The organism is Streptomyces sp. NPDC059002, from assembly GCF_042740435.1.
Classification (GTDB): Bacteria; Actinomycetota; Actinomycetes; order Streptomycetales; family Streptomycetaceae; genus Streptomyces.
Window position 1 is genome coordinate 58,756 of the sequence record NZ_JBHYJI010000037.1, and the last position, 22,595, is coordinate 81,350.

Here is a 22,595-nt window from a genome sequence, read left to right on the forward strand (position 1 = left end):
CGCCCTTCGGCGTTTCCGGTCGGTGCCCGGCTGCGGCCGGGTGGGGGAGAGGTCAGCCGATGAGCAGGGAAGCGGGGATCAGGGCCGTGCCGGCGCAGAAGGCGATCAGGCCGGTGCGGATCCACTGGTGCTTGCGGGCGGCGATCCTGCTGGTCTCGGCGAGGGCGGTGAGCAGTGCGAGGGCCGGTTCGCGCGCGGTCTCGGTCAGCGCGTCCGCCAGCACGCCGGTGCGGGCGGCGAGCTGGATGTCGCCGAAGTACGTGAGAGGCCTGCCCGGCGCCCACGGCACGCCCCGGTAGCGCGGGAGCACGGCCATCAGCAGCGAGAACAGCGAGAGGACCAGGCTGAACGCGCCGGCCCACCACACGGCCTGGCCCGGCAGGCCGAGCTGTCCCGGCGTCCATTCGCTGCTCGCGAGCCGCCCACTGAACACCCCGCCGGTCAGGCCCAGCGCGGCCACCAGGACGGCGGCCTTGCTGTCGGCCCTGCCGATCTCGGCGCGAAGATCGGCGAGCAGCCTCTCCCCGACCTCCGTGTGGGTGTGCGTGGGGGACGGGTCGGTGGAGGACGTCACTGGGGGCTGTCCTCGGGGTTCGACTGCTGTTCGATGTATCCGCCGTCGGGCGCGGGAGCGGCCGGTGGCGCCGGGGGAGCGGGCGGCTGCTGCCCGGCTCCGGGGAGCCGCTGGTTGAGGATGTCGTCGGCCACCTGCATGGCCAGGCGAGGGGACTGTTTGGCGACGAGCCGAGCGTCCTCGGGGTGCTGCGCCCGCATCCGCAGCTGCACCGCGCGGCCGACGCGCAATCCGACGGCGAAGGCGTCGTCGTCGCTGGGCAGTTCGAGGTCGAGATGGACCGTGTGCGGCAGCATCAGGGCGGCGCCCCTGCGCCCGGTGGAGTGCGCCCCGGTGAGGATCACCGCCCGCTCATGGGACAGCCGTTCGAGGGCAGGCCCGAAAGTGTCGCTCTCGGCGAAGACCGCGGCGAGCCCGTCGAGTTCGGCGCGTGGGATCTCGCCGGAGGCGTGCCGCGGCCCGGCGGGGCCGTGGTGGTGGCGCTCGGCCTTGCCGCCGAGGGTGAACTCCGGTGCGTGCTCGATGAGTTCGCGCCGTGCGGCATGGGCTTCCTGCGGTTCGTCGGGCTGCTCCTGCAGGCCGTTCGTGGGGTCCTGGGCGGTGGGGCGTTCCTGGTCCGCCCGCTGATCGGCGTACGCGCTCACGCGTTCTCACCGCGCCGACCGCCCGCGCCGCCGTTGACGTCGACGGTGGGGCTGCCCGCCCCCTGCCCCGGCGCCGGACGCTCCCCCGAGCCGACGTCCGGCGCCGGGGTTCCCCCGGCCCCCCTCTCACTGTGGTCCTCGGCCCCGGCGGGCACAGGGCCGTGCAGCCACGCCCGCAGTGGCCCGTTCTTGCCGGACACCGTCACGGCGTGGAACTCGTCGGCCGGTACGCCGGGCCTGTTGTGCCGCACGACCCCCGCGTGCACGCCCTCCGAGACGACGAGCGCGAAGCCGTTCGTACGTTCCCGCAGAGCTGTCCGCAGTACGTCGCCGTCGAGCAGTCGGCAGGCGTGGTCGAGGTCGGAGCCGACCCGTCCGTCGAGCTCGTCGACCGCGACGTACTCCGTGGCGAGCACGGCGCGCAGCCGGATCTGCGCGGAGCTCGACGCCATCCGGTTCACCGCCCGCAGCTGCGCGGGCACCTCGCCGAGCAGGGTGCGCAGCAGGGCGTGCACCGAGGCGTCGGCGTCGATCAGTTCCAGCACGGAGTCGCCGCGGTCGGCGCGGAGCCGCAGGGTCTCGTCGATGCCCGCGCTCTCGAGGACGCGGTCGGTGACGGCGTACAACATGCGCCGCAGATACGCCTGTTCGACGTCGTCCCGGTCGCTGTACTTCTCGATGCCGAGCAGCAGGATGGCGCGGCTCACGGGGTCGGTCATGTTCGCCCTTCGCTCGGGGAGGAGGCCGACCTGAAGCGTGCCGACGGCCGGCTCCCCGTGGTGAGGGCGGATGACGCACTCGAAGTGTGACCGTGTGCACACCGGGGCACGAGCGGGGGCCCGGTCACCAGTCCCCGGGCCGCTCGGCGCGCGCGATGCGCCGCAGGACGTCCGGCCGCACGATGACCAGGGCGCGCCGCCCCGTGGTCACCACACCCCGGTCCCGCAACTCCTTGAGCAGCCGCTGCACCATCTCCCGGGACGCCCCGACGGACCCGGCGAGCTCCTGCTTGCTCAGCGGTACGGCGAGCTCGATGCCCTCGTCCGTACGGCGCCCGTGCGTGCGGGCGAGGTCGAGCAGGAACGCGGCGAACCGCTCCCGCACGCTCATGGACGCGAATTCCAGGCGGCGCCGGTCGGCGGCCCTGGTGCGGTCGGACGTCAGCCCGAGCAGGGCGAAGGCGGCGGCGGGGGAGCGGTCGAGGAACTCCGTGAACCGCTCGTGCTCGACGGCGACCGCGCGTACGGCCTCCAGCGCGGTCACCGTCGCCGAGCGCGGCCGCCCGGTCAGCGCGGCGGATTCGCCGATGATGTCGCCGGGGCCGCGCAGGGCGAGCAGCGCCTCGTAGCCGTTGGCGGCCGCCGCGGTCACCTTGGTCCAGCCGTGCAGGATGAGCAGGACGTGCGAGGACGGTTCGTGCTGGTGCAGGAGCTGGATGCGTGGCCCGAAGTTCAGCTCGTGGCCGAGCGCGAGGAGAGCGGACCGCTCCTCGCTCTCCAGGCGGGCGAGGAAGGGTACGCGGTCGTCCAGACCGCCGTCCCCGGGTACGTGGGCCGCCGTCATGGGTCCCCCGATCGTCCAGCGGACCGATCAAGCTACTGAAACCGGGTGCCCCCTGAACATGGCACGGACAGGATCGGGCGCAAGACGGCGTGTGGCGATGGGCGAGAAGTCCGGCGTGTCGCGGTGGCCTGCATTTGTTTTGACCGAACTCGATGAGGTAGGTACGCTCAGACCTTGTGCCTGGGGTGTGCCTGGGCTCGCGCGCGTGTCCTCAACCGCACCGTGAGTCCGAGAACGGCCACCGAAATCTGCGCCCCTTTCCGCCTTGCGGCGGGAGTCTGCAGCATTCGACACACCCGACCGCGTGGGTCGGCAACGTTCCAGGTTAGCTTTACTATTCGGCACACAGAAACCGGAGAAGTAGTGCCTACGATCCAGCAGCTGGTCCGTAAGGGCCGGCAGGACAAGGTCGAGAAGAACAAGACGCCCGCACTCGAGGGTTCGCCCCAGCGCCGCGGCGTCTGCACGCGTGTGTTCACGACCACCCCGAAGAAGCCGAACTCGGCCCTCCGTAAGGTCGCGCGTGTGCGTCTGACCTCCGGGATCGAGGTCACGGCCTACATTCCGGGTGAGGGACACAACCTGCAGGAGCACTCCATCGTGCTCGTGCGTGGTGGCCGTGTGAAGGACCTGCCGGGTGTTCGTTACAAGATCATCCGCGGTTCCCTCGACACCCAGGGTGTCAAGAACCGCAAGCAGGCCCGCAGCCGCTACGGCGCCAAGAAGGAGAAGTAAGAATGCCTCGTAAGGGCCCCGCCCCGAAGCGCCCGGTCATCATCGACCCGGTCTACGGTTCTCCTCTGGTGACCTCCCTCATCAACAAGGTGCTGCTGAACGGCAAGCGCTCCACCGCCGAGCGCATCGTGTACGGCGCCATGGAGGGCCTGCGCGAGAAGACCGGCAACGACCCGGTCATCACGCTGAAGCGCGCGCTTGAGAACATCAAGCCGACCCTCGAGGTCAAGTCCCGCCGCGTCGGCGGTGCGACCTACCAGGTTCCGATCGAGGTCAAGCCCGGTCGTGCCAACACGCTGGCCCTGCGCTGGCTGGTGGGTTACTCCCGCGCCCGTCGCGAGAAGACCATGACCGAGCGTCTGCTCAACGAGCTCCTCGACGCCTCCAACGGCCTCGGTGCCGCTGTGAAGAAGCGCGAGGACACCCACAAGATGGCCGAGTCCAACAAGGCCTTCGCGCACTACCGCTGGTAGTCGCTACCCACATCGAGACCGAGAGAAGACTGAGCCGACATGGCTACCACTTCACTTGACCTGGCCAAGGTGCGCAACATCGGCATCATGGCCCACATCGACGCGGGCAAGACGACGACCACCGAGCGGATCCTGTTCTACACCGGTGTCTCGTACAAGATCGGTGAGGTCCACGATGGCGCTGCCACCATGGACTGGATGGAGCAGGAGCAGGAGCGTGGCATCACGATCACCTCTGCTGCCACCACCTGTCACTGGCCGCTGAACGACGTCGACCACACCATCAACATCATCGACACCCCGGGCCACGTCGACTTCACCGTCGAGGTGGAGCGTTCGCTCCGCGTGCTCGACGGTGCCGTGACGGTGTTCGACGGCGTCGCCGGCGTTGAGCCCCAGTCCGAGACCGTGTGGCGTCAGGCGGACCGCTACGGCGTGCCGCGTATCTGCTTCGTCAACAAGCTCGACCGCACCGGTGCCGAGTTCCACCGCTGCGTCGACATGATCGTCGACCGCCTCGGTGCGACCCCGATCGTCATGCAGCTGCCCATCGGTGCAGAGGCTGACTTCAAGGGCGTCGTCGACCTCGTCACGATGAAGGCATTCGTCTGGTCCGCCGAGACCAAGATGGGCGAGGCCTACGACATCGTCGACATCCCGGACACGCACACCGAGGCTGCCGAGGAGTACCGCGGCAAGCTGCTCGAGGCCGTGGCCGAGAACGACGAGCAGATGATGGAGCTGTACCTCGAGGGCCAGGAGCCCACCGAGGAGCAGCTGTACGCGGCGATCCGTCGCATCACCATCGCCTCCGGCAAGGGCGGCGACACCACCGTCACCCCCGTGTTCTGCGGCACCGCGTTCAAGAACAAGGGCGTCCAGCCCCTGCTCGACGCCGTCGTGCGCTACCTGCCGTCCCCCCTGGACGTCGAGGCCATCGAGGGCCACGACGTCAAGGACCCGGAGACGGTCGTCAAGCGCAAGCCGTCCGACGACGAGCCGCTGTCGGCCCTCGCGTTCAAGATCGCGAGCGACCCGCACCTCGGCAAGCTCACCTTCGTCCGGATCTACTCCGGTCGCCTTGACTCCGGCACCGCGGTGCTGAACTCCGTCAAGGGCAAGAAGGAGCGCATCGGCAAGATCTACCGCATGCACGCGAACAAGCGTGAGGAGATCGAGTCGGTGGGCGCCGGTGACATCGTCGCCGTCATGGGTCTGAAGCAGACCACCACGGGCGAGACGCTCTGTGACGACAAGCAGCCGGTGATCCTGGAGTCCATGGACTTCCCGGCGCCGGTCATCCAGGTCGCCATCGAGCCGAAGTCCAAGGGCGACCAGGAGAAGCTGGGTGTCGCCATCCAGCGTCTCTCGGAGGAGGACCCCTCCTTCCAGGTCCACTCGGACGAGGAGACCGGCCAGACCATCATCGGTGGTATGGGCGAGCTTCACCTCGAGGTGCTCGTCGACCGCATGAAGCGCGAATTCCGCGTCGAGGCGAACGTCGGCAAGCCGCAGGTCGCGTACCGCGAGACGATCCGCAAGGCCGTCGAGCGCGTGGACTACACCCACAAGAAGCAGACCGGTGGTACCGGTCAGTTCGCCAAGGTGCAGATCGCGATCGAGCCGATCACGGACGGCGACGCGTCGTACGAGTTCGTGAACAAGGTCACCGGTGGCCGCATCCCGCGGGAGTACATCCCGTCGGTGGACGCCGGTGCGCAGGAGGCCATGCAGTTCGGCATCCTGGCCGGCTACGAGATGACTGGCGTCCGCGTCATCCTTCTCGACGGTGCCTACCACGAGGTCGACTCCTCCGAGCTCGCCTTCAAGATCGCCGGTTCGCAGGCCTTCAAGGAGGCCGCGCGCAAGGCCAGCCCCGTGCTGCTCGAGCCGATGATGGCCGTCGAGGTCACCACGCCCGAGGACTACATGGGCGATGTCATCGGTGACATCAACTCCCGCCGTGGCCAGATCCAGGCCATGGAGGAGCGCAGTGGCGCTCGCGTCGTGAAGGGCCTCGTGCCCCTCTCGGAGATGTTCGGCTACGTCGGAGACCTCCGCAGCAAGACGTCGGGGCGCGCAAGCTACTCAATGCAGTTCGACTCCTACGCCGAGGTTCCGCGGAACGTCGCCGAGGAGATCATCGCGAAGGCCAAGGGCGAGTAACTCACCCGAGTTCACGCTTTAGGCTTGACACCATCCGCCGGGGTTCGACCCCATAAGGCAAGAATCCCGGCGGCTGGCTTCCCAGCAAAGATCACCTGGCGCCGATGAAGCAAGGCGTACAGAACCACTCCACAGGAGGACCCAGTGGCGAAGGCGAAGTTCGAGCGGACTAAGCCGCACGTCAACATCGGCACCATCGGTCACATTGACCACGGTAAGACGACCCTCACGGCCGCCATTACCAAGGTGCTGCACGACGCGTACCCCGACCTGAACGAGGCCTCGGCCTTCGACCAGATCGACAAGGCTCCCGAGGAGCGCCAGCGCGGTATCACGATCTCGATCGCGCACGTCGAGTACCAGACCGAGGGCCGTCACTACGCGCACGTCGACTGCCCCGGTCACGCGGACTACATCAAGAACATGATCACGGGTGCCGCGCAGATGGACGGCGCCATCCTCGTGGTCGCCGCCACCGACGGCCCGATGCCGCAGACCAAGGAGCACGTGCTCCTGGCCCGCCAGGTCGGCGTTCCGTACATCGTCGTCGCCCTGAACAAGGCCGACATGGTGGACGACGAGGAGATCCTGGAGCTCGTCGAGCTCGAGGTCCGTGAGCTCCTCTCCGAGTACGAGTTCCCGGGCGACGACGTTCCGGTCGTCAAGGTCTCCGCTCTGAAGGCCCTCGAGGGCGACAAGGAGTGGGGCAACTCGGTCCTCGAGCTCATGAAGGCCGTCGACGAGTCGATCCCGGAGCCCGAGCGCGACGTCGACAAGCCGTTCCTGATGCCGATCGAGGACGTCTTCACGATCACCGGTCGTGGCACCGTCGTCACCGGTCGTATCGAGCGCGGCATCCTCAAGGTCAACGAGACCGTCGACATCATCGGCATCAAGACCGAGAAGACCACCACCACGGTCACCGGCATCGAGATGTTCCGCAAGCTGCTCGACGAGGGCCAGGCCGGTGAGAACGTCGGTCTGCTCCTCCGTGGCATCAAGCGCGAGGACGTCGAGCGCGGCCAGGTCATCATCAAGCCCGGTTCGGTCACGCCGCACACCGAGTTCGAGGCCCAGGCCTACATCCTGTCGAAGGACGAGGGTGGCCGTCACACCCCGTTCTTCAACAACTACCGCCCGCAGTTCTACTTCCGTACCACGGACGTGACCGGCGTCGTGACCCTCCCCGAGGGCACCGAGATGGTCATGCCGGGTGACAACACTGAGATGACCGTTGAGCTCATCCAGCCCGTCGCCATGGAAGAGGGCCTGAAGTTCGCCATCCGTGAGGGTGGCCGGACCGTCGGCGCCGGCCAGGTCACCAAGATCAACAAGTAAGTCTTCTTGCTTGCGGATCGGGGAGACCCGGTCGCTCTGAACTGAGCGCAGCGAAGAGCCCCGTTCACCTCCGGGTGGGCGGGGCTCTTTGCGTACGCGATCTCGGCCGTGGCAGCTTGACAGTTCGCCCCGATTGGCCTTCGGCATCCCACGTATGGCACACTGTTCAGGTTGCTCGGTTGAGTGCCGATGCTGTGCGCCTCCCGCCGGGAGGACCGGAAGCGAGTCCCACAGTACTCGTCGCCATATCTGTCGAAGGGTCGTCAAGGCCCACAGGCAGCGCTGTGGCGGACGTACGGGAATCTTTCGGGAAGTGCAGTGCGGTGGCTCGGCCAGGCGCCCGGTGGGTTTCTTCCCCCGGACCCGCGGTCATCGAGGGCCGCAGCCCCTAGCAGGGAAATCCTTCGGGAGATCTGTGTGAGCGGGACTGCGACACGCCCGACCGCGTGGGTCGGAGGAAGTAGAAAAAAGGGCCTCCCGGGGGCCAGAGCGTTCGAGACAAAGGACTACTAAGTAGCCATGGCGGGACAGAAGATCCGCATCCGGCTCAAGGCCTACGACCACGAGGTCATCGACTCCTCGGCGAAGAAGATCGTCGAGACGGTGACTCGCACTGGTGCGTCGGTCGCGGGCCCGGTGCCGCTGCCCACTGAGAAGAACGTGTACTGCGTCATCAAGTCGCCGCACAAGTACAAGGACTCGCGCGAGCACTTCGAGATGCGCACGCACAAGCGCCTGATCGACATCCTCGACCCGACGCCCAAGACCGTTGACTCGCTGATGCGCCTGGACCTTCCGGCCGGCGTTGACATCGAGATCAAGCTCTGAAGGGCGCTGGAGAGATGACCAAGCAGATCAAGGGCATCCTGGGCGAGAAGCTCGGCATGACCCAGGTCTGGGACGAGAACAACCGTGTCGTCCCGGTGACCGTGGTCAAGGCCGGACCCTGCGTCGTTACCCAGGTCCGTACGAATGACAGCGACGGCTACGAGTCGGTCCAGATCGCCTTCGGCGAGATCGACCCGCGCAAGGTGAACAAGCCCCTCAAGGGCCACTTCGCCAAGGCCGACGTGACCCCCCGTCGCCACCTCGTCGAGATCCGTACCGCTGGTGCCAGCGAGTACACCCTCGGCCAGGAGCTGACTGCCGAGACGTTCGAGGCCGGTATCAAGGTCGACGTCACCGGCAAGAGCAAGGGCAAGGGCTTCGCCGGTGTGATGAAGCGTCACAACTTCCACGGTGGCAAGGCCTCCCACGGTGCCCACCGCGTGCACCGCAAGCCCGGTTCCATCGGTGGCTGTGCCACCCCCGGCCGTGTCTTCAAGGGCATGCGCATGGCGGGTCGCATGGGCAACGAGCGGGTCACCACCCAGAACCTGACCGTCCACGCCGTTGACGCGGAGAAGGGCCTGCTGCTCATCAAGGGCGCGGTTCCTGGTCCGAACGGCGGCCTCGTCCTGGTCCGTACCGCGGCCAAGGGGGCCTGAGGTAACCCATGAGCACCATTGACATCCTTTCGCCGGCAGGCGACAAGACCGGGACGGTCGAGCTCCCCGCGGAGATCTTCGACGTCGAGAAGATCAGCATCCCGCTGATCCACCAGGTCGTCGTCGCGCAGCTGGCCGCGGCCCGTCAGGGCACGCACAAGACCAAGACCCGCGGTGAAGTCCGTGGTGGTGGCAAGAAGCCTTACCGCCAGAAGGGCACCGGCCGCGCGCGCCAGGGTTCGACCCGTGCGCCGCAGTTCGCCGGCGGTGGCGTCGTCCACGGCCCCGTGCCGCGTGACTACTCGCAGCGCACCCCCAAGAAGATGAAGGCTGCCGCTCTGCGTCACGCCCTCACCGACCGGGCGCGCAACTCCCGCATCCACGTCGTCTCCGGCGTGGTCGAGGGCGAGATCTCGACGAAGGCCGCGAAGAGCCTGCTCGGCAAGGTCAGCGAGCGCAAGAACGTGCTCCTGGTCATCGAGCGCTCGGACGAGCTTTCGCTGCTCTCCGCCCGCAACCTGCCCCAGGTCCACATCCTGGAGCCGGGCCAGCTGAACACGTACGACGTGCTCGTCTCGGACGACGTGGTCTTCACCAAGGCCGCGTTCGAGTCCTTCGTGTCCGGCCCGAAGGCCACTGACACCGAAGGGAGCGAAGCCTGATGGCCATCCGTCACCAGAGCATCGCGTCCAAGGCTGCGAAGGCCGCCAAGGCCGCGCGCGTCGCCAAGGCGAAGCGCATCGCGACCGAGGGCAAGATCGCCGTTGAGCCCACCCCGCTGAGCAAGTCCTTCTCGGACCCGCGCGACGTCCTCGTCAAGCCGGTCGTCTCCGAGAAGTCGTACGCGCTGCTCGACGAGGGCAAGTACACGTTCATCGTGGCCCCGGGCGCCAACAAGACCCAGATCAAGCAGGCCGTCGAGGCGGTCTTCTCGGTCAAGGTCACCGGCGTCAACACGATCAACCGTCAGGGCAAGCGGAAGCGCACGCGCACCGGGTTCGGCAAGCGTGCCGACACCAAGCGCGCCATCGTGACCCTTGCTGAGGGCGACCGTATCGACATCTTCGGCCAGGCCTCCTAACGGAGCGCCCTGGTCCGAATATCGGACGAGGACTGAGAAATGGGAATCCGCAAGTACAAGCCGACTACGCCGGGCCGTCGTGGCTCCAGCGTCGCCGACTTCGTCGAGGTAACGCGGTCCACGCCGGAGAAGTCGCTGGTCCGCCCGCTGCACAGCAAGGGCGGCCGTAACAACGCCGGTCGGATCACCGTTCGCCACCAGGGTGGCGGACACAAGCGCGCCTACCGCGTGATCGACTTCCGTCGTCACGACAAGGACGGCGTGCCGGCCAAGGTCGCGCACATCGAGTACGACCCCAACCGCACCGCGCGCATCGCGCTGCTGCACTACGCGGACGGCGAGAAGCGCTACATCCTCGCCCCGCGCGGCACGCAGCAGGGTGACCGGATTGAGAGCGGCCCCGGTGCCGACATCAAGCCCGGCAACAACATGGCGCTGCGCAACATCCCGGTCGGTACGACCATCCACGCCATCGAGCTGCGGCCCGGCGGCGGCGCGAAGTTCGCCCGCTCCGCGGGTGCCTCCGTGCAGCTGCTCGCGAAGGAAGGCGCCATGGCGCACCTTCGCATGCCGTCCGGTGAGATCCGCCTGGTCGACGTCCGCTGCCGCGCCACCATCGGCGAGGTCGGCAACGCCGAGCAGTCGAACATCAACTGGGGCAAGGCCGGCCGCATGCGCTGGAAGGGCGTCCGCCCGACCGTGCGTGGTGTCGTGATGAACCCGGTCGACCACCCGCACGGTGGTGGTGAAGGCAAGACCTCCGGTGGTCGTCACCCGGTCTCGCCGTGGGGCAAGAAGGAGGGTCGTACTCGTGATCGCAACAAGGCGAGCAACAAGTACATCGTCCGCCGCCGCAAGTCGAACAAGAAGCGCTAGGAGCGGGTTTAGATGCCGCGCAGTCTCAAGAAGGGGCCCTTCGTTGACGACCACCTCGTAAAGAAGGTGGACGCCCAGAACGAAGCCGGCACCAAGAACGTCATCAAGACCTGGTCCCGTCGCTCGATGATCATCCCCAGCATGCTGGGCCACACGATCGCGGTGCACAACGGCAAGACCCACATCCCGGTGTTCGTCACCGAGTCGATGGTCGGCCACAAGCTCGGCGAGTTCTCGCCGACGCGCACCTTCCGGGGTCACGTCAAGGACGACCGGAAGTCGAAGCGCCGCTAAGGCGGGGTGGAATCGACTATGACTAACACCGAAGGGACAACCATGGAAGCCAGGGCCCAGGCGCGGTACATCCGCGTCACGCCCATGAAGGCCCGCCGCGTGGTGGACCTCATCCGTGGCATGGATGCCACGGAGGCTCAGGCGGTCCTGCGTTTCGCCCCGCAGGCCGCGAGCGTGCCGGTCGGCAAGGTGCTGGACAGCGCCATTGCCAACGCCGCGCACAACTACGACCACACCGACGCCTCCACGCTGGTCATCAGCGAGGCGTACGTGGATGAGGGCCCGACCCTGAAGCGGTTCCGTCCGCGTGCCCAGGGCCGTGCCTACCGGATCCGTAAGCGGACCAGCCACATCACCGTGGTCGTCAGCAGCAAGGAAGGAACCCGGTAATGGGCCAGAAGGTAAACCCGCACGGGTTCCGGCTCGGTGTCACGACCGACTTCAAGTCGCGTTGGTACGCCGACAAGCTGTACAAGGACTACGTCAAGGAAGACGTCGCCATCCGTCGGATGATGACGTCCGGCATGGAGCGCGCCGGCATCTCGAAGGTTGAGATCGAGCGCACCCGTGACCGCGTGCGTGTGGACATCCACACCGCTCGTCCCGGCATCGTCATCGGCCGTCGTGGCGCCGAGGCCGACCGCATCCGCGGTGACCTCGAGAAGCTCACGGGCAAGCAGGTCCAGCTGAACATCCTCGAGGTCAAGAACCCCGAGGTCGACGCTCAGCTCGTGGCCCAGGCCGTCGCGGAGCAGCTGTCCTCCCGCGTCTCCTTCCGTCGCGCCATGCGTAAGAGCATGCAGTCGGCGATGAAGGCGGGCGCCAAGGGCATCAAGATCCAGTGCGGTGGCCGTCTCGGCGGCGCCGAGATGTCCCGCTCGGAGTTCTACCGCGAGGGCCGTGTGCCCCTGCACACGCTCCGCGCCAACGTGGACTACGGCTTCTTCGAGGCCAAGACGACCTTCGGCCGCATCGGCGTGAAGGTCTGGATCTACAAGGGCGACGTCAAGAACATCGCCGAGGTCCGCGCCGAGAACGCCGCTGCCCGCGCCGGCAACCGCCCGGCCCGTGGTGGCAACGACCGCCCGGCCCGTGGTGGCCGTGGTGGCGAGCGTGGCGGCCGCGGTCGCAAGCCGCAGCAGCAGTCCGCGCCGGCTGCCGAGGCCCCCAAGGCCGACGCTCCCGCCGCTGCCGCTCCGGCTGCTGAGAGCACCGGAACGGAGGCCTGACCGAAATGCTGATCCCCCGTAGGGTCAAGCACCGCAAGCAGCACCACCCGAAGCGCAGCGGTATGTCCAAGGGTGGCACGCAGGTTGCGTTCGGCGAGTACGGCATCCAGGCGCTGACCCCGGCGTACGTGACGAACCGTCAGATCGAGGCCGCTCGTATCGCCATGACGCGTCACATCAAGCGTGGCGGCAAGGTCTGGATCAACATCTACCCGGACCGCCCCCTCACCAAGAAGCCTGCCGAGACCCGCATGGGTTCCGGTAAGGGTTCGCCGGAGTGGTGGGTCGCCAACGTCAAGCCCGGACGCGTGATGTTCGAGCTGTCGTACCCCAACGAGAAGATCGCGCGTGAGGCGCTGACTCGTGCAGCGCACAAGCTGCCGATGAAGTGCAAGATCGTTAAGCGCGAGGCAGGTGAAGCGTGATGTCGGCGGGAACCAAGGCGTCCGAGCTGCGCGAACTGGGCAACGAGGAGCTTGTCAACAAGCTCCGCGAGGCCAAGGAAGAGCTGTTCAACCTCCGCTTCCAGGCGGCGACCGGTCAGCTCGAGAACCACGGCCGGCTCAAGGCCGTCCGTAAGGACATCGCGCGGATCTACACCCTGATGCGTGAGCGCGAGCTGGGCATCGAGACGGTGGAGAGCGCCTGATGAGCGAGAGCAACGTGACTGAGACGAAGACCGACCGCGGCTTCCGCAAGACCCGTGAGGGTCTGGTCGTCAGCGACAAGATGGACAAGACCGTCGTCGTCGCTGTCGAGGACCGCGTCAAGCACGCGCTGTACGGCAAGGTCATCCGCCGTACGAACAAGCTCAAGGCGCACGACGAGCAGAACGCTGCCGGCGTCGGCGACCGCGTCCTCCTGATGGAGACGCGTCCGCTGTCGGCGACCAAGCGCTGGCGCATCGTCGAGATCCTCGAGAAGGCCAAGTAATTACCTGAAGGGTTTCCTTCAGGTTCAGTTCCGCCAGGCTCGGCAGGGGCCCAGCTCGTAAGAGCGAAGCCCCTGCCGGGAACCGGCAGACAAACAGGAGATAGACGTGATCCAGCAGGAGTCGCGACTTCGCGTCGCCGACAACACGGGTGCGAAGGAAATTCTCACCATTCGTGTTCTCGGTGGCTCGGGTCGCCGCTACGCGGGCATCGGTGACGTCATCGTCGCCACCGTCAAGGACGCGATCCCCGGTGGCAACGTGAAGAAGGGTGACGTCGTCAAGGCGGTCATCGTTCGCACCGTCAAGGAGCGCCGCCGTCCGGACGGCTCGTACATCCGCTTCGACGAGAACGCCGCCGTCATTCTGAAGAACGACGGCGACCCTCGCGGCACCCGTATCTTCGGCCCCGTCGGCCGTGAGCTGCGCGAGAAGAAGTTCATGAAGATCATCTCGCTCGCGCCGGAGGTGCTGTAAGCATGAAGATCAAGAAGGGCGACCTGGTCCAGGTCATCACCGGTAAGGACAAGGGCAAGCAGGGCAAGGTCATTGCCGCTTACCCGCGCGACGAGCGCGTCCTGGTCGAGGGTGTCAACCGGGTCAAGAAGCACACGAAGGCCGGCCCGACCGCCAGCGGCTCGCAGGCCGGCGGCATCGTGACCACCGAGGCCCCCGTCCACGTCTCCAACGTCCAGCTGGTCGTGGAGAAGGACGGCAACAAGGTCGTCACGCGCGTCGGTTACCGCTTCGACGACGAGGGCAACAAGATCCGCGTTGCCAAGCGGACGGGTGAGGACATCTGATGACGACCACCACCACTCCGCGTCTCAAGACGAAGTACCGCGAGGAGATCGCGGGCAAGCTGCGTGAGGAGTTCTCGTACGAGAACGTCATGCAGATCCCCGGCCTGGTCAAGATCGTGGTCAACATGGGTGTCGGCGACGCCGCCCGTGACTCGAAGCTGATCGACGGCGCCATCCGCGACCTGACCACGATCACCGGTCAGAAGCCGGCCGTGACGAAGGCCCGGAAGTCCATCGCGCAGTTCAAGCTGCGCGAGGGCCAGCCGATCGGCTGCCACGTCACGCTCCGTGGCGACCGCATGTGGGAGTTCCTGGACCGCACCCTGTCGCTCGCGCTGCCGCGCATCCGCGACTTCCGTGGTCTGTCCCCCAAGCAGTTCGACGGCCGTGGCAACTACACCTTCGGTCTCACGGAGCAGGTCATGTTCCACGAGATCGACCAGGACAAGATCGACCGCGTCCGGGGTATGGACATCACCGTGGTCACCACGGCGACCAACGACGACGAGGGCCGCGCCCTCCTTCGTCACCTCGGCTTCCCGTTCAAGGAGGCGTAAGCGAGATGGCGAAGAAGGCTCTGATTGCCAAGGCTGCTCGTAAGCCCAAGTTCGGTGTGCGTGCGTACACCCGCTGCCAGCGCTGCGGCCGTCCGCACTCCGTGTACCGCAAGTTCGGCCTGTGCCGCGTGTGCCTTCGTGAGATGGCTCACCGTGGCGAGCTGCCGGGCGTGACCAAGAGCTCCTGGTAGTCCCCCTGCCCCTTGGGCATACGGGATTGTCTGGATCTCTCGGTAAGTAAAGGGTTGGCAGAGGCCCTCCTCCACATGGCTTAGGCTAGGAGGGTTGGGCGTCTGCCGCCCTGACCGACTTACTACGCCGTAGGTCCCCGCGCCGCACCCGTCCCGCCTCTGAGTGGGGAGAGGGATGGCGCAGATAGGAAACCACGGCGAGAGAGGCCGAAGGCCAATTCATGACCATGACTGATCCGATCGCGGACATGCTGACTCGTCTGCGTAACGCGAACTCGGCGTACCACGACACCGTGGCGATGCCGCACAGCAAGATCAAGTCGCACATCGCGGAGATCCTCCAGCAGGAGGGCTTCATCACGGGCTGGAAGGTCGAGGACGCCGAGGTCGGCAAGAACCTCGTTCTCGAGCTGAAGTTCGGCCCGAACCGTGAGCGCTCCATTGCGGGCATCAAGCGGATCTCCAAGCCCGGTCTCCGGGTTTACGCGAAGTCCACCAACCTGCCGAAGGTCCTCGGCGGCCTCGGCGTGGCGATCATCTCCACGTCGCACGGTCTCCTGACCGGCCAGCAGGCAGGCAAGAAGGGCGTAGGTGGGGAAGTCCTCGCCTACGTCTGGTAGTCGGGAACGGAGGAATAGCTAATGTCGCGTATTGGCAAGCTCCCCATCACGGTTCCCGCCGGCGTGGACGTCACCATCGACGGCCGTACGGTCGCGGTGAAGGGCCCCAAGGGTTCCCTCACGCACACCGTCGTCGCGCCGATCGAGATCGCTAAGGGTGAGGACGGCGTCCTGAACGTCACCCGCCCGAACGACGAGCGTCAGAACAAGGCCCTGCACGGCCTGTCCCGCACGCTGGTGGCGAACATGATCACCGGCGTGACCCAGGGTTACGTGAAGAAGCTCGAAATCAGCGGTGTCGGTTACCGCGTCCTCGCGAAGGGCTCCAACCTGGAGTTCTCGCTGGGCTACAGCCACCCGATCCTGGTCGAGGCCCCCGAGGGCATCACCTTCAAGGTGGAGTCCGCGACCCGTTTCTCGGTCGAGGGCATCGACAAGCAGAAGGTCGGCGAGGTTGCGGCCAACATCCGCAAGCTGCGCAAGCCCGACCCGTACAAGGCCAAGGGTGTCAAGTACGAGGGCGAAGTCATCCGCCGCAAGGTCGGAAAGGCGGGTAAGTAAGCCATGGCATACGGTGTCAAGATTGCTAAGGGCGACGCTTACAAGCGTGCTGCCATCAAGCGTCGTCACATCCGGATCCGTAAGCACATCTCGGGTACGGCTGAGCGTCCGCGCCTGGTCGTGACGCGCTCCAACCGCCACATCGTGGCCCAGGTCATCGACGACATCAAGGGTCACACCCTTGCGTCGGCTTCGACCCTGGACACCACGATCCGCGGCGCCGAGGGCGACAAGTCCGCGCAGGCCAAGTCGGTCGGCGCCCTGGTCGCCGAGCGCGCCAAGGCCGCCGGTGTCGAGGCTGTCGTGTTCGACCGTGGTGGTAACCAGTACGCCGGGCGCATCGCCGCCCTGGCGGACGCCGCCCGCGAAGCCGGACTCAAGTTCTGAGTCGGTTCCGTAGCTAGCGGAAACAGAGAGAGGTAATTCCAATGGCTGGACCCCAGCGCCGCGGTGGCGGTGCCGGTGGCGGCGAGCGGCGGGACCGGAAGGGTCGCGACGGTGGCGCTGCTGCCGCCGAGAAGACCGCGTACGTTGAGCGCGTTGTCGCGATCAACCGCGTCGCCAAGGTTGTGAAGGGTGGTCGTCGCTTCAGCTTCACCGCGCTGGTCGTGGTGGGCGACGGTGACGGCACCGTGGGTGTCGGTTACGGCAAGGCCAAGGAGGTGCCGGCCGCCATCGCCAAGGGTGTTGAGGAGGCCAAGAAGCACTTCTTCAAGGTCCCCCGTATCCAGGGCACCATCCCGCACCCGATCCAGGGCGAGAAGGCCGCGGGCGTCGTCCTGCTCAAGCCTGCTTCCCCCGGTACCGGTGTTATCGCCGGTGGCCCGGTGCGTGCCGTGCTCGAGTGCGCCGGCGTGCACGACATCCTGTCGAAGTCCCTGGGCTCCGACAACGCGATCAACATCGTGCACGCGACCGTGGCGGCCCTCAAGGGCCTGCAGCGTCCCGAGGAGATCGCGGCTCGCCGTGGTCTGCCCCTCGAGGACGTCGCCCCCGCGGCTCTCCTTCGTGCGCGTGCGGGAGCGGGTGCGTAATGGCACAGCTCAAGATCACGCAGACGAAGTCGTACATCGGCAGCAAGCAGAACCACCGCGACACCCTGCGTTCCCTTGGTCTCAAGGGCATCAACACGCAGGTCGTCAAGGAGGACCGCCCCGAGTTCCGCGGAATGGTGCACACCGTCCGCCACCTCGTGACGGTTGAGGAGGTCGACTGACATGGCGGAGCAGAACCCGCTGAAGGTCCACAACCTCCGGCCCGCCCCGGGAGCCAAGACCGCCAAGACCCGTGTGGGTCGTGGTGAGGCGTCCAAGGGTAAGACCGCTGGTCGTGGTACCAAGGGCACCAAGGCCCGTTACCAGGTTCCGGAGCGCTTCGAGGGTGGCCAGATGCCCCTCCACATGCGTCTCCCGAAGCTCAAGGGCTTCAAGAACCCGTTCAAGACCGAGTTCCAGGTCGTGAACCTCGACAAGCTGAGCGCGCTGTACCCGGAGGGTGGCGAGGTCACCGTCGAGGGTCTGGTCGCCAAGGGTGCCGTTCGCAAGAACAGCCTCGTCAAGGTGCTCGGCCAGGGCGAGATCACCGTGGCGCTGCAGGTGACGGTCGACGCCGTCTCCGGCTCCGCCAAGGAGAAGATCACCGCCGCGGGCGGTACCGTCACCGAGCTCGTCTGATTCCCTCAGACGTGTCGATGACATGAACGATTCCCAGCCGGGGATGCCCCACAAAAGGGGCATCCCCGGTTGGTCGTTCCAAGGGGGGCACGGTCGCCGGTAAGGTGGCGTGCACTGTCTAAGCTCCGTGCGGTCTGCCCGCACGGTTTTCTTGACTGATACGTATTCGTCGAACCTCAGACCACCACCTCTGGCGCACGCGCGCGGGGGTCGCAGGAGGCACCGTGCTCACCGCGTTCGCCCGGGCGTTCAAGACGCCCGACCTGCGCAAGAAGCTGCTCTTTACGCTCGGCATCATCGTGATCTACCGGGTCGGTACGCACGTACCGATTCCCGGCATTGACTACACCAACGTCCAGCAGTGCATTGACCAGGCCAACGCCAACCAGGGGCTGTTCGGCCTCGTCAACATGTTCAGTGGTGGCGCGCTGCTGCAGATCACGATCTTCGCCCTCGGCATCATGCCGTACATCACGGCGAGCATCATTCTGCAGCTGCTGACCGTGGTGATCCCGCGGCTCGAGGCCCTCAAGAAGGAGGGCCAGGCCGGCACGGCGAAGATCACGCAGTACACGCGCTACCTGACCATCGCACTCGCGATCCTTCAGGGCACGGGCCTGGTGGCCACCGCCCGCACGGGCACCCTGTTCCAGGGCTGCTCCGTCGCCAGCGAGATCGTGCCGGACCAGTCGATCTTCGTCACCATCACGATGGTCATCACGATGACCGCCGGTACGGCCTGTGTCATGTGGCTCGGTGAGCTCATCACCGACCGCGGCATCGGCAACGGCATGTCGATCCTGATGTTCATCTCGATCGCCGCCACCTTCCCGAGCGCCCTGTGGGCCATCAAGGAGCAGGGTGACCTGGCGGGCGGCTGGATCGAGTTCGGCACCGTGATCGCGGTGGGTCTCGTCATGGTCGGCCTGGTGGTCTTCGTCGAGCAGGCGCAGCGGCGCATTCCGGTCCAGTACGCGAAGCGAATGATCGGCCGCCGGTCCTACGGGGGTACGTCGACGTACATCCCGCTGAAGGTCAATCAGGCGGGCATCATCCCTGTGATCTTCGCCTCCTCGCTGCTCTACATCCCGGCGCTCGTCGCCCAGTTCGCGGGTGGCCAGTCGGGATGGAAGACGTGGATCGAGGCGAACCTGACCAAGGGTGACCACCCGATTTACATCGCCACGTACTTCGTTCTGATCGTCTTCTTCGCCTTCTTCTATGTGGCTATCTCGTTCAACCCCGAGGAAGTCGCCGACAACATGAAGAAGTATGGTGGCTTCATCCCGGGCATCCGGGCTGGCCGTCCGACCGCTGAGTACCTGAGCTACGTACTCAACCGGATCACGTGGCCGGGTTCGCTGTATCTGGGTCTGATCGCTCTTGTGCCGACGATGGCGTTGGTGGGCTTCGGGGCAAACCAGAACTTCCCGTTCGGCGGGACGAGCATCCTCATCATCGTGGGTGTGGGTCTGGAAACCGTGAAGCAGATCGAGAGCCAGCTCCAGCAGCGCAATTACGAAGGGTTCCTCCGCTGATGCGAATCGTCCTCGTCGGGCCGCCCGGTGCGGGCAAGGGAACGCAGGCCGCGTTCCTCGCCAAGAACCTGTCGATCCCGCACATCTCCACGGGCGACCTCTTCCGTGCCAACATCAGCCAGGGCACGGAACTGGGCAAGCAGGCGAAGGCGTTCATGGACGCCGGCAACCTCGTCCCCGACGAGGTGACCATCGGTATGGCGAAGGACCGCATGGCCCAGCCGGACGCCGAGAACGGCTTCCTGCTCGACGGCTTCCCGCGGAACGTGTCGCAGGCCGAGGCGCTCGACGTGGCCCTCAAGGCCGACGACGTGAAGCTCGACGCCGTCCTGGACCTGGAGGTCCCCGAGGACGAGGTCGTCAAGCGGATCGCGGGCCGTCGCATCTGCCGCAAGGACTCCAGCCACGTCTTCCACGTGACGTACTCCCGGCCGAAGCAGGAAGGCGTCTGCGACGTCTGCGGCGGCGAGCTGTACCAGCGCGAGGACGACAGCGAGGACACCGTCCGCAAGCGCCTCGAGGTCTACCACACGCAGACCGAGCCGATCATCGACTACTACCGGACCCAGGGTCTGGTCGTGACGATCTCCGCGCTCGGCAAGGTGGACGAGGTCACGAAGCGCGCGATGGACGCCCTCAAGGGCGACAAGTAGTCAGTACGCTGTTCGGCCGCGGTGCCCTGAGGGGGACCGCGGCCGTAGTGTTGTCTACGTACCCGGTTGTGTGTACGTAGCCGGTTGTTGACGGATGACGGAGAGCGGAAGCCCCATGGTGCAGATCAAGACCCCCGAGCAGATCGCGAAGATGCGTGAGGCGGGACTTGTCGTCGCAGCCATCCACGCCGCGACGCGTGAGGCCGCGGTGCCCGGCGCCACCACGAGGGACCTGGACGAGGTCGCCCGCAAGGTGATCGACGAGCACGGTGCGAAGTCCAACTTCCTCGGGTACGGCGGCTTCCCCGCCACGATCTGCACCTCGGTCAACGAGGTCGTCGTGCACGGCATCCCGGACGACAAGACCGTCCTCAAGGACGGCGACATCATCTCCATCGACGCCGGCGCGATCATCGACGGCTGGCACGGTGACGCGGCCTACACCGCGTTCGTGGGGACCGGTCACGCCCCGGAGCTCGTCGAGCTGTCCCGGGTGACCGAGGAGTCGATGTGGGCGGGCATCGCGGCGATGAAGCAGGGGAACCGGCTCGTCGACATCTCCCGTGCCATCGAGACGTACATCCGCCGCCAGCCGAAGCCCGGCGGCGGCAAGTACGGGATCGTCGAGGACTACGGCGGGCACGGCATCGGCACCGAGATGCACATGGACCCGCATCTGCTGAACTACGTCGAGCGGCGCCGGGGCAAGGGGCCGAAGCTCGTGCCTGGGCTCTGCCTCGCCATCGAGCCGATGGTTTCCCTGGGGACGCCGCGGACCGAGGTGCTCGAGGACGACTGGACCGTCGTCACGACGGACGGGACCTGGTCCTCGCACTGGGAGCACTCCGTCGCGCTGACGGAGGCGGGCCCGCTGGTCCTCACCTCGCCCGACTGCGGCAAGGCGAAGCTCGCGGAGTACGGGGTCACCGTCGCGCCGGATCCGCTGGGCTGAACCGGCTGCGCCGGGGCGGGCGTCGCCCGCCCACAGGGGCGTGTCCTCTTGCTTAGGGATCTTGGTTGTGGGGCAAACTTTCTCGATTCGTCTTTCCGAGTGCACTGACGTAGACTGACTCGTCGGCTCTCGTGCATCCGTATGCCTGCAGGCTTGCAGGTGGTACGGCACGCGAAGTCGATCAAGGTAGTCGATTCGAAGGGCGAAGCGTGGCCAAGAAGCAAGGTGCCATCGAGATCGAAGGCACTGTCGTCGAGTCTCTTCCGAACGCCATGTTCAAGGTGGAGCTCCAGAACGGCCACCAGGTCCTGGCACACATCAGCGGCAAGATGCGCATGCACTACATCCGCATCCTCCCTGACGACCGGGTCGTGGTGGAGTTGTCTCCGTACGACCTGACGCGTGGCCGGATCGTCTACCGGTACAAGTAGATCTTGCCCGCATCCCGCTCGCGCGGGGTGGTGGCACTGACCCGGAGAACCTCACCCAATGAAGGTCAAGCCGAGCGTCAAGAAGATCTGCGACAAGTGCAGGGTGATCCGCCGTCACGGCCGGGTCATGATCATCTGCGACAACCCGCGCCACAAGCAGCGCCAGGGCTGACGCACGACTGCAGTTCGCAGATTTTCGCGCGACGCAAGTAAGCACATACGCAGGACCCGTCCCTCTTCAGTTCCTTTGGTAATGGAGGGCGACACCCCCGGTCGGAGGCCGGGGACCCAGGACGTACCAACTCTTTCTTCAAGAGGACGGCGACTGGGAGTGGTTCTGCTGAAGACCTCCGAAGAATCAACAGGAGCCATGAATGGCACGCGTTGAAGGTGTTGACCTCCCGCGCGAGAAGCGCATCGAGGTCGCCCTCACCTACGTGTTCGGCATCGGCCGCACGCTGGCCCAGCAGACGCTGGACGCCACCGAGGTGGACCGCAACACCCGCGTTCGCGACCTGACCGAGGAAGACCTCGTCAAGATCCGTGAGTACGTGGACGCCAACATCAAGACCGAGGGTGACCTCCGTCGCGAGATCCAGGCCGACATCCGCCGCAAGGTCGAGATCGGTTGCTACCAGGGTCTCCGTCACCGTCGTGGTCTGCCCGTCCGCGGTCAGCGCACCAGCACGAACGCCCGCACCCGCAAGGGCCCGCGTCGCGCCATCGCCGGTAAGAAGAAGCCGGGCAAGAAGTAGTCCTCGCTCAGCGGTCTATCGACAGCTGACGCTGCAGGACCGACCACCTCCCGTAGGAGTTATAGATGCCCCCCAAGGGTCGTCAGGGCGCTGCCAAGAAGGTGCGCCGCAAGGAAAAGAAGAACGTCGCCCACGGGCACGCTCACATCAAGAGCACGTTCAACAACACGATCGTGTCCATCACGGACCCGACCGGCAACGTGATCTCCTGGGCCTCCGCCGGCCACGTCGGCTTCAAGGGCTCGCGCAAGTCCACGCCGTTCGCCGCGCAGATGGCCGCCGAGTCGGCTGCCCGTCGCGCCCAGGAGCACGGCATGCGCAAGGTCGACGTCTTCGTCAAGGGCCCGGGTTCCGGTCGTGAGACCGCCATCCGTTCGCTCCAGGCGACCGGTCTTGAGGTCGGCTCGATCCAGGACGTGACGCCCACGCCGCACAACGGCTGCCGTCCCCCCAAGCGGAGGCGCGTCTGA

At 66.4% G+C, this 22,595-nt stretch carries 36 protein-coding genes; 32 read left to right on the forward strand and 4 right to left on the reverse strand.

Annotated elements, in window-relative coordinates:
- Positions 1-52: 52 nt before the first annotated feature.
- The 4 genes from ACFWZ2_RS28450 to ACFWZ2_RS28465 form a co-directional block, all read right to left on the reverse strand.
- The gene (locus ACFWZ2_RS28450) at positions 53-574 is read right to left on the reverse strand and encodes a Pycsar system effector family protein (protein WP_384550427.1); all 522 of its coding nucleotides are present in this window, start codon (positions 572-574) and stop codon (positions 53-55) included.
- Complete coding sequence (locus tag ACFWZ2_RS28455; RefSeq protein WP_384550429.1) at positions 571-1,218, reverse strand: hypothetical protein; 648 nt, start codon at positions 1,216-1,218, stop codon at positions 571-573. Before ACFWZ2_RS28455 ends, ACFWZ2_RS28450 begins: the two co-directional genes overlap by 4 nt.
- Positions 1,215-1,937 (reverse strand): hypothetical protein, encoded by a 723-nt coding sequence (locus ACFWZ2_RS28460; RefSeq protein ID WP_384550431.1) that lies wholly within the window; start codon positions 1,935-1,937, stop codon positions 1,215-1,217. The genes ACFWZ2_RS28455 and ACFWZ2_RS28460 overlap by 4 nt, the downstream gene beginning before the upstream one ends.
- Before the next feature lie 124 nt (positions 1,938-2,061).
- Positions 2,062-2,781, reverse strand: a complete 720-nt coding sequence (locus ACFWZ2_RS28465) for a Crp/Fnr family transcriptional regulator (RefSeq protein ID WP_384550433.1) — start codon at positions 2,779-2,781, stop codon at positions 2,062-2,064.
- 363 nt (positions 2,782-3,144) lie between these two features.
- Here ACFWZ2_RS28465 and rpsL point away from each other — a divergent pair, with 363 nt between their 5' ends.
- From rpsL to rpsK, 32 genes are all read left to right on the forward strand, one after another.
- Positions 3,145-3,516, forward strand: coding sequence for a 30S ribosomal protein S12 (gene rpsL, locus ACFWZ2_RS28470; RefSeq protein WP_003948652.1), 372 nt, complete (start codon positions 3,145-3,147; stop codon positions 3,514-3,516).
- Positions 3,517-3,518: 2 nt separating this feature from the next.
- A complete protein-coding gene (gene rpsG, locus ACFWZ2_RS28475) occupies positions 3,519-3,989 on the forward strand; it encodes a 30S ribosomal protein S7 (protein ID WP_003974303.1) in 471 nt (156 codons plus the stop codon).
- A gap of 39 nt (positions 3,990-4,028) precedes the next feature.
- Positions 4,029-6,155 carry an elongation factor G gene (gene fusA, locus ACFWZ2_RS28480; RefSeq protein WP_384550435.1) on the forward strand — a complete coding sequence of 709 codons (2,127 nt, stop codon included), beginning with the start codon at positions 4,029-4,031 and terminating at the stop codon, positions 6,153-6,155.
- Positions 6,156-6,299: 144 nt separating this feature from the next.
- Positions 6,300-7,493, forward strand: a complete 1,194-nt coding sequence (gene tuf, locus ACFWZ2_RS28485) for an elongation factor Tu (protein ID WP_365144045.1) — start codon at positions 6,300-6,302, stop codon at positions 7,491-7,493.
- Between the two features lie 519 nt (positions 7,494-8,012).
- Positions 8,013-8,321, forward strand: a complete 309-nt coding sequence (gene rpsJ / locus ACFWZ2_RS28490) for a 30S ribosomal protein S10 (protein ID WP_003948644.1) — start codon at positions 8,013-8,015, stop codon at positions 8,319-8,321.
- A gap of 14 nt (positions 8,322-8,335) precedes the next feature.
- Positions 8,336-8,980, forward strand: a complete 645-nt coding sequence (gene rplC, locus ACFWZ2_RS28495) for a 50S ribosomal protein L3 (protein WP_030782583.1) — start codon at positions 8,336-8,338, stop codon at positions 8,978-8,980.
- A gap of 8 nt (positions 8,981-8,988) precedes the next feature.
- Positions 8,989-9,642, forward strand: coding sequence for a 50S ribosomal protein L4 (gene rplD, locus ACFWZ2_RS28500; RefSeq protein WP_150171088.1), 654 nt, complete (start codon positions 8,989-8,991; stop codon positions 9,640-9,642).
- The gene (gene rplW, locus ACFWZ2_RS28505; protein WP_055564827.1) at positions 9,642-10,061 is read left to right on the forward strand and encodes a 50S ribosomal protein L23; all 420 of its coding nucleotides are present in this window, start codon (positions 9,642-9,644) and stop codon (positions 10,059-10,061) included. Before rplD ends, rplW begins: the two co-directional genes overlap by 1 nt.
- A gap of 39 nt (positions 10,062-10,100) precedes the next feature.
- Positions 10,101-10,937: a 50S ribosomal protein L2 gene (gene rplB, locus ACFWZ2_RS28510; RefSeq protein WP_055698225.1), complete on the forward strand. Its 837-nt coding sequence runs from the start codon at positions 10,101-10,103 to the stop codon at positions 10,935-10,937.
- A gap of 12 nt (positions 10,938-10,949) precedes the next feature.
- The gene (rpsS, locus tag ACFWZ2_RS28515) at positions 10,950-11,231 is read left to right on the forward strand and encodes a 30S ribosomal protein S19 (RefSeq protein WP_030782571.1); all 282 of its coding nucleotides are present in this window, start codon (positions 10,950-10,952) and stop codon (positions 11,229-11,231) included.
- Between the two features lie 42 nt (positions 11,232-11,273).
- Entirely contained in the window at positions 11,274-11,621 is a 348-nt protein-coding gene (gene rplV / locus ACFWZ2_RS28520; protein WP_009997296.1) for a 50S ribosomal protein L22, read from the forward strand.
- Positions 11,621-12,460, forward strand: a complete 840-nt coding sequence (gene rpsC, locus ACFWZ2_RS28525; RefSeq protein WP_055698226.1) for a 30S ribosomal protein S3 — start codon at positions 11,621-11,623, stop codon at positions 12,458-12,460. The genes rplV and rpsC overlap by 1 nt, the downstream gene beginning before the upstream one ends.
- Positions 12,461-12,465: 5 nt before the next feature.
- The gene (gene rplP / locus ACFWZ2_RS28530) at positions 12,466-12,885 is read left to right on the forward strand and encodes a 50S ribosomal protein L16 (RefSeq protein WP_059424836.1); all 420 of its coding nucleotides are present in this window, start codon (positions 12,466-12,468) and stop codon (positions 12,883-12,885) included.
- Positions 12,885-13,109 (forward strand): 50S ribosomal protein L29, encoded by a 225-nt coding sequence (rpmC, locus tag ACFWZ2_RS28535; RefSeq protein WP_006347226.1) that lies wholly within the window; start codon positions 12,885-12,887, stop codon positions 13,107-13,109. The genes rplP and rpmC overlap by 1 nt, the downstream gene beginning before the upstream one ends.
- Positions 13,109-13,393 (forward strand): 30S ribosomal protein S17, encoded by a 285-nt coding sequence (rpsQ, locus tag ACFWZ2_RS28540; protein WP_055564830.1) that lies wholly within the window; start codon positions 13,109-13,111, stop codon positions 13,391-13,393. Before rpmC ends, rpsQ begins: the two co-directional genes overlap by 1 nt.
- Before the next feature lie 106 nt (positions 13,394-13,499).
- Positions 13,500-13,868: a 50S ribosomal protein L14 gene (gene rplN, locus ACFWZ2_RS28545; protein WP_003974257.1), complete on the forward strand. Its 369-nt coding sequence runs from the start codon at positions 13,500-13,502 to the stop codon at positions 13,866-13,868.
- Positions 13,869-13,870: 2 nt separating this feature from the next.
- Positions 13,871-14,194, forward strand: a complete 324-nt coding sequence (rplX, locus tag ACFWZ2_RS28550) for a 50S ribosomal protein L24 (protein ID WP_016645174.1) — start codon at positions 13,871-13,873, stop codon at positions 14,192-14,194.
- Positions 14,194-14,751 carry a 50S ribosomal protein L5 gene (gene rplE, locus ACFWZ2_RS28555; RefSeq protein WP_125514478.1) on the forward strand — a complete coding sequence of 186 codons (558 nt, stop codon included), beginning with the start codon at positions 14,194-14,196 and terminating at the stop codon, positions 14,749-14,751. The genes rplX and rplE overlap by 1 nt, the downstream gene beginning before the upstream one ends.
- A gap of 5 nt (positions 14,752-14,756) precedes the next feature.
- Positions 14,757-14,942 carry a type Z 30S ribosomal protein S14 gene (locus ACFWZ2_RS28560; RefSeq protein ID WP_003956452.1) on the forward strand — a complete coding sequence of 62 codons (186 nt, stop codon included), beginning with the start codon at positions 14,757-14,759 and terminating at the stop codon, positions 14,940-14,942.
- A 221-nt stretch (positions 14,943-15,163) separates the two neighbouring features.
- Entirely contained in the window at positions 15,164-15,562 is a 399-nt protein-coding gene (gene rpsH / locus ACFWZ2_RS28565; protein WP_018528360.1) for a 30S ribosomal protein S8, read from the forward strand.
- A 21-nt stretch (positions 15,563-15,583) separates the two neighbouring features.
- Complete coding sequence (gene rplF, locus ACFWZ2_RS28570) at positions 15,584-16,123, forward strand: 50S ribosomal protein L6 (RefSeq protein WP_055698229.1); 540 nt, start codon at positions 15,584-15,586, stop codon at positions 16,121-16,123.
- Between the two features lie 3 nt (positions 16,124-16,126).
- On the forward strand, positions 16,127-16,510 hold the full coding sequence (gene rplR, locus ACFWZ2_RS28575) for a 50S ribosomal protein L18 (protein WP_055553510.1): 384 nt from the start codon (positions 16,127-16,129) through the stop codon (positions 16,508-16,510).
- 41 nt (positions 16,511-16,551) lie between these two features.
- The gene (rpsE, locus tag ACFWZ2_RS28580) at positions 16,552-17,157 is read left to right on the forward strand and encodes a 30S ribosomal protein S5 (protein ID WP_016645168.1); all 606 of its coding nucleotides are present in this window, start codon (positions 16,552-16,554) and stop codon (positions 17,155-17,157) included.
- Positions 17,157-17,339: a 50S ribosomal protein L30 gene (rpmD, locus tag ACFWZ2_RS28585; RefSeq protein WP_005481207.1), complete on the forward strand. Its 183-nt coding sequence runs from the start codon at positions 17,157-17,159 to the stop codon at positions 17,337-17,339. Before rpsE ends, rpmD begins: the two co-directional genes overlap by 1 nt.
- A gap of 1 nt (position 17,340) precedes the next feature.
- A complete protein-coding gene (gene rplO / locus ACFWZ2_RS28590) occupies positions 17,341-17,796 on the forward strand; it encodes a 50S ribosomal protein L15 (RefSeq protein ID WP_384550443.1) in 456 nt (151 codons plus the stop codon).
- Positions 17,797-18,020: 224 nt separating this feature from the next.
- Positions 18,021-19,334, forward strand: coding sequence for a preprotein translocase subunit SecY (gene secY, locus ACFWZ2_RS28595; RefSeq protein ID WP_384550445.1), 1,314 nt, complete (start codon positions 18,021-18,023; stop codon positions 19,332-19,334).
- Entirely contained in the window at positions 19,334-19,987 is a 654-nt protein-coding gene (locus ACFWZ2_RS28600) for an adenylate kinase (protein ID WP_384550447.1), read from the forward strand. Before secY ends, ACFWZ2_RS28600 begins: the two co-directional genes overlap by 1 nt.
- 115 nt (positions 19,988-20,102) lie before the next feature.
- Positions 20,103-20,939: a type I methionyl aminopeptidase gene (map, locus tag ACFWZ2_RS28605; protein WP_384550449.1), complete on the forward strand. Its 837-nt coding sequence runs from the start codon at positions 20,103-20,105 to the stop codon at positions 20,937-20,939.
- A gap of 209 nt (positions 20,940-21,148) precedes the next feature.
- Positions 21,149-21,370, forward strand: coding sequence for a translation initiation factor IF-1 (gene infA, locus ACFWZ2_RS28610; protein ID WP_003948620.1), 222 nt, complete (start codon positions 21,149-21,151; stop codon positions 21,368-21,370).
- 58 nt (positions 21,371-21,428) lie between these two features.
- Positions 21,429-21,542, forward strand: a complete 114-nt coding sequence (gene rpmJ / locus ACFWZ2_RS28615) for a 50S ribosomal protein L36 (protein ID WP_003948619.1) — start codon at positions 21,429-21,431, stop codon at positions 21,540-21,542.
- 202 nt (positions 21,543-21,744) lie between these two features.
- Entirely contained in the window at positions 21,745-22,125 is a 381-nt protein-coding gene (rpsM, locus tag ACFWZ2_RS28620; protein WP_030782528.1) for a 30S ribosomal protein S13, read from the forward strand.
- Between the two features lie 65 nt (positions 22,126-22,190).
- The gene (gene rpsK / locus ACFWZ2_RS28625; RefSeq protein WP_003948617.1) at positions 22,191-22,595 is read left to right on the forward strand and encodes a 30S ribosomal protein S11; all 405 of its coding nucleotides are present in this window, start codon (positions 22,191-22,193) and stop codon (positions 22,593-22,595) included.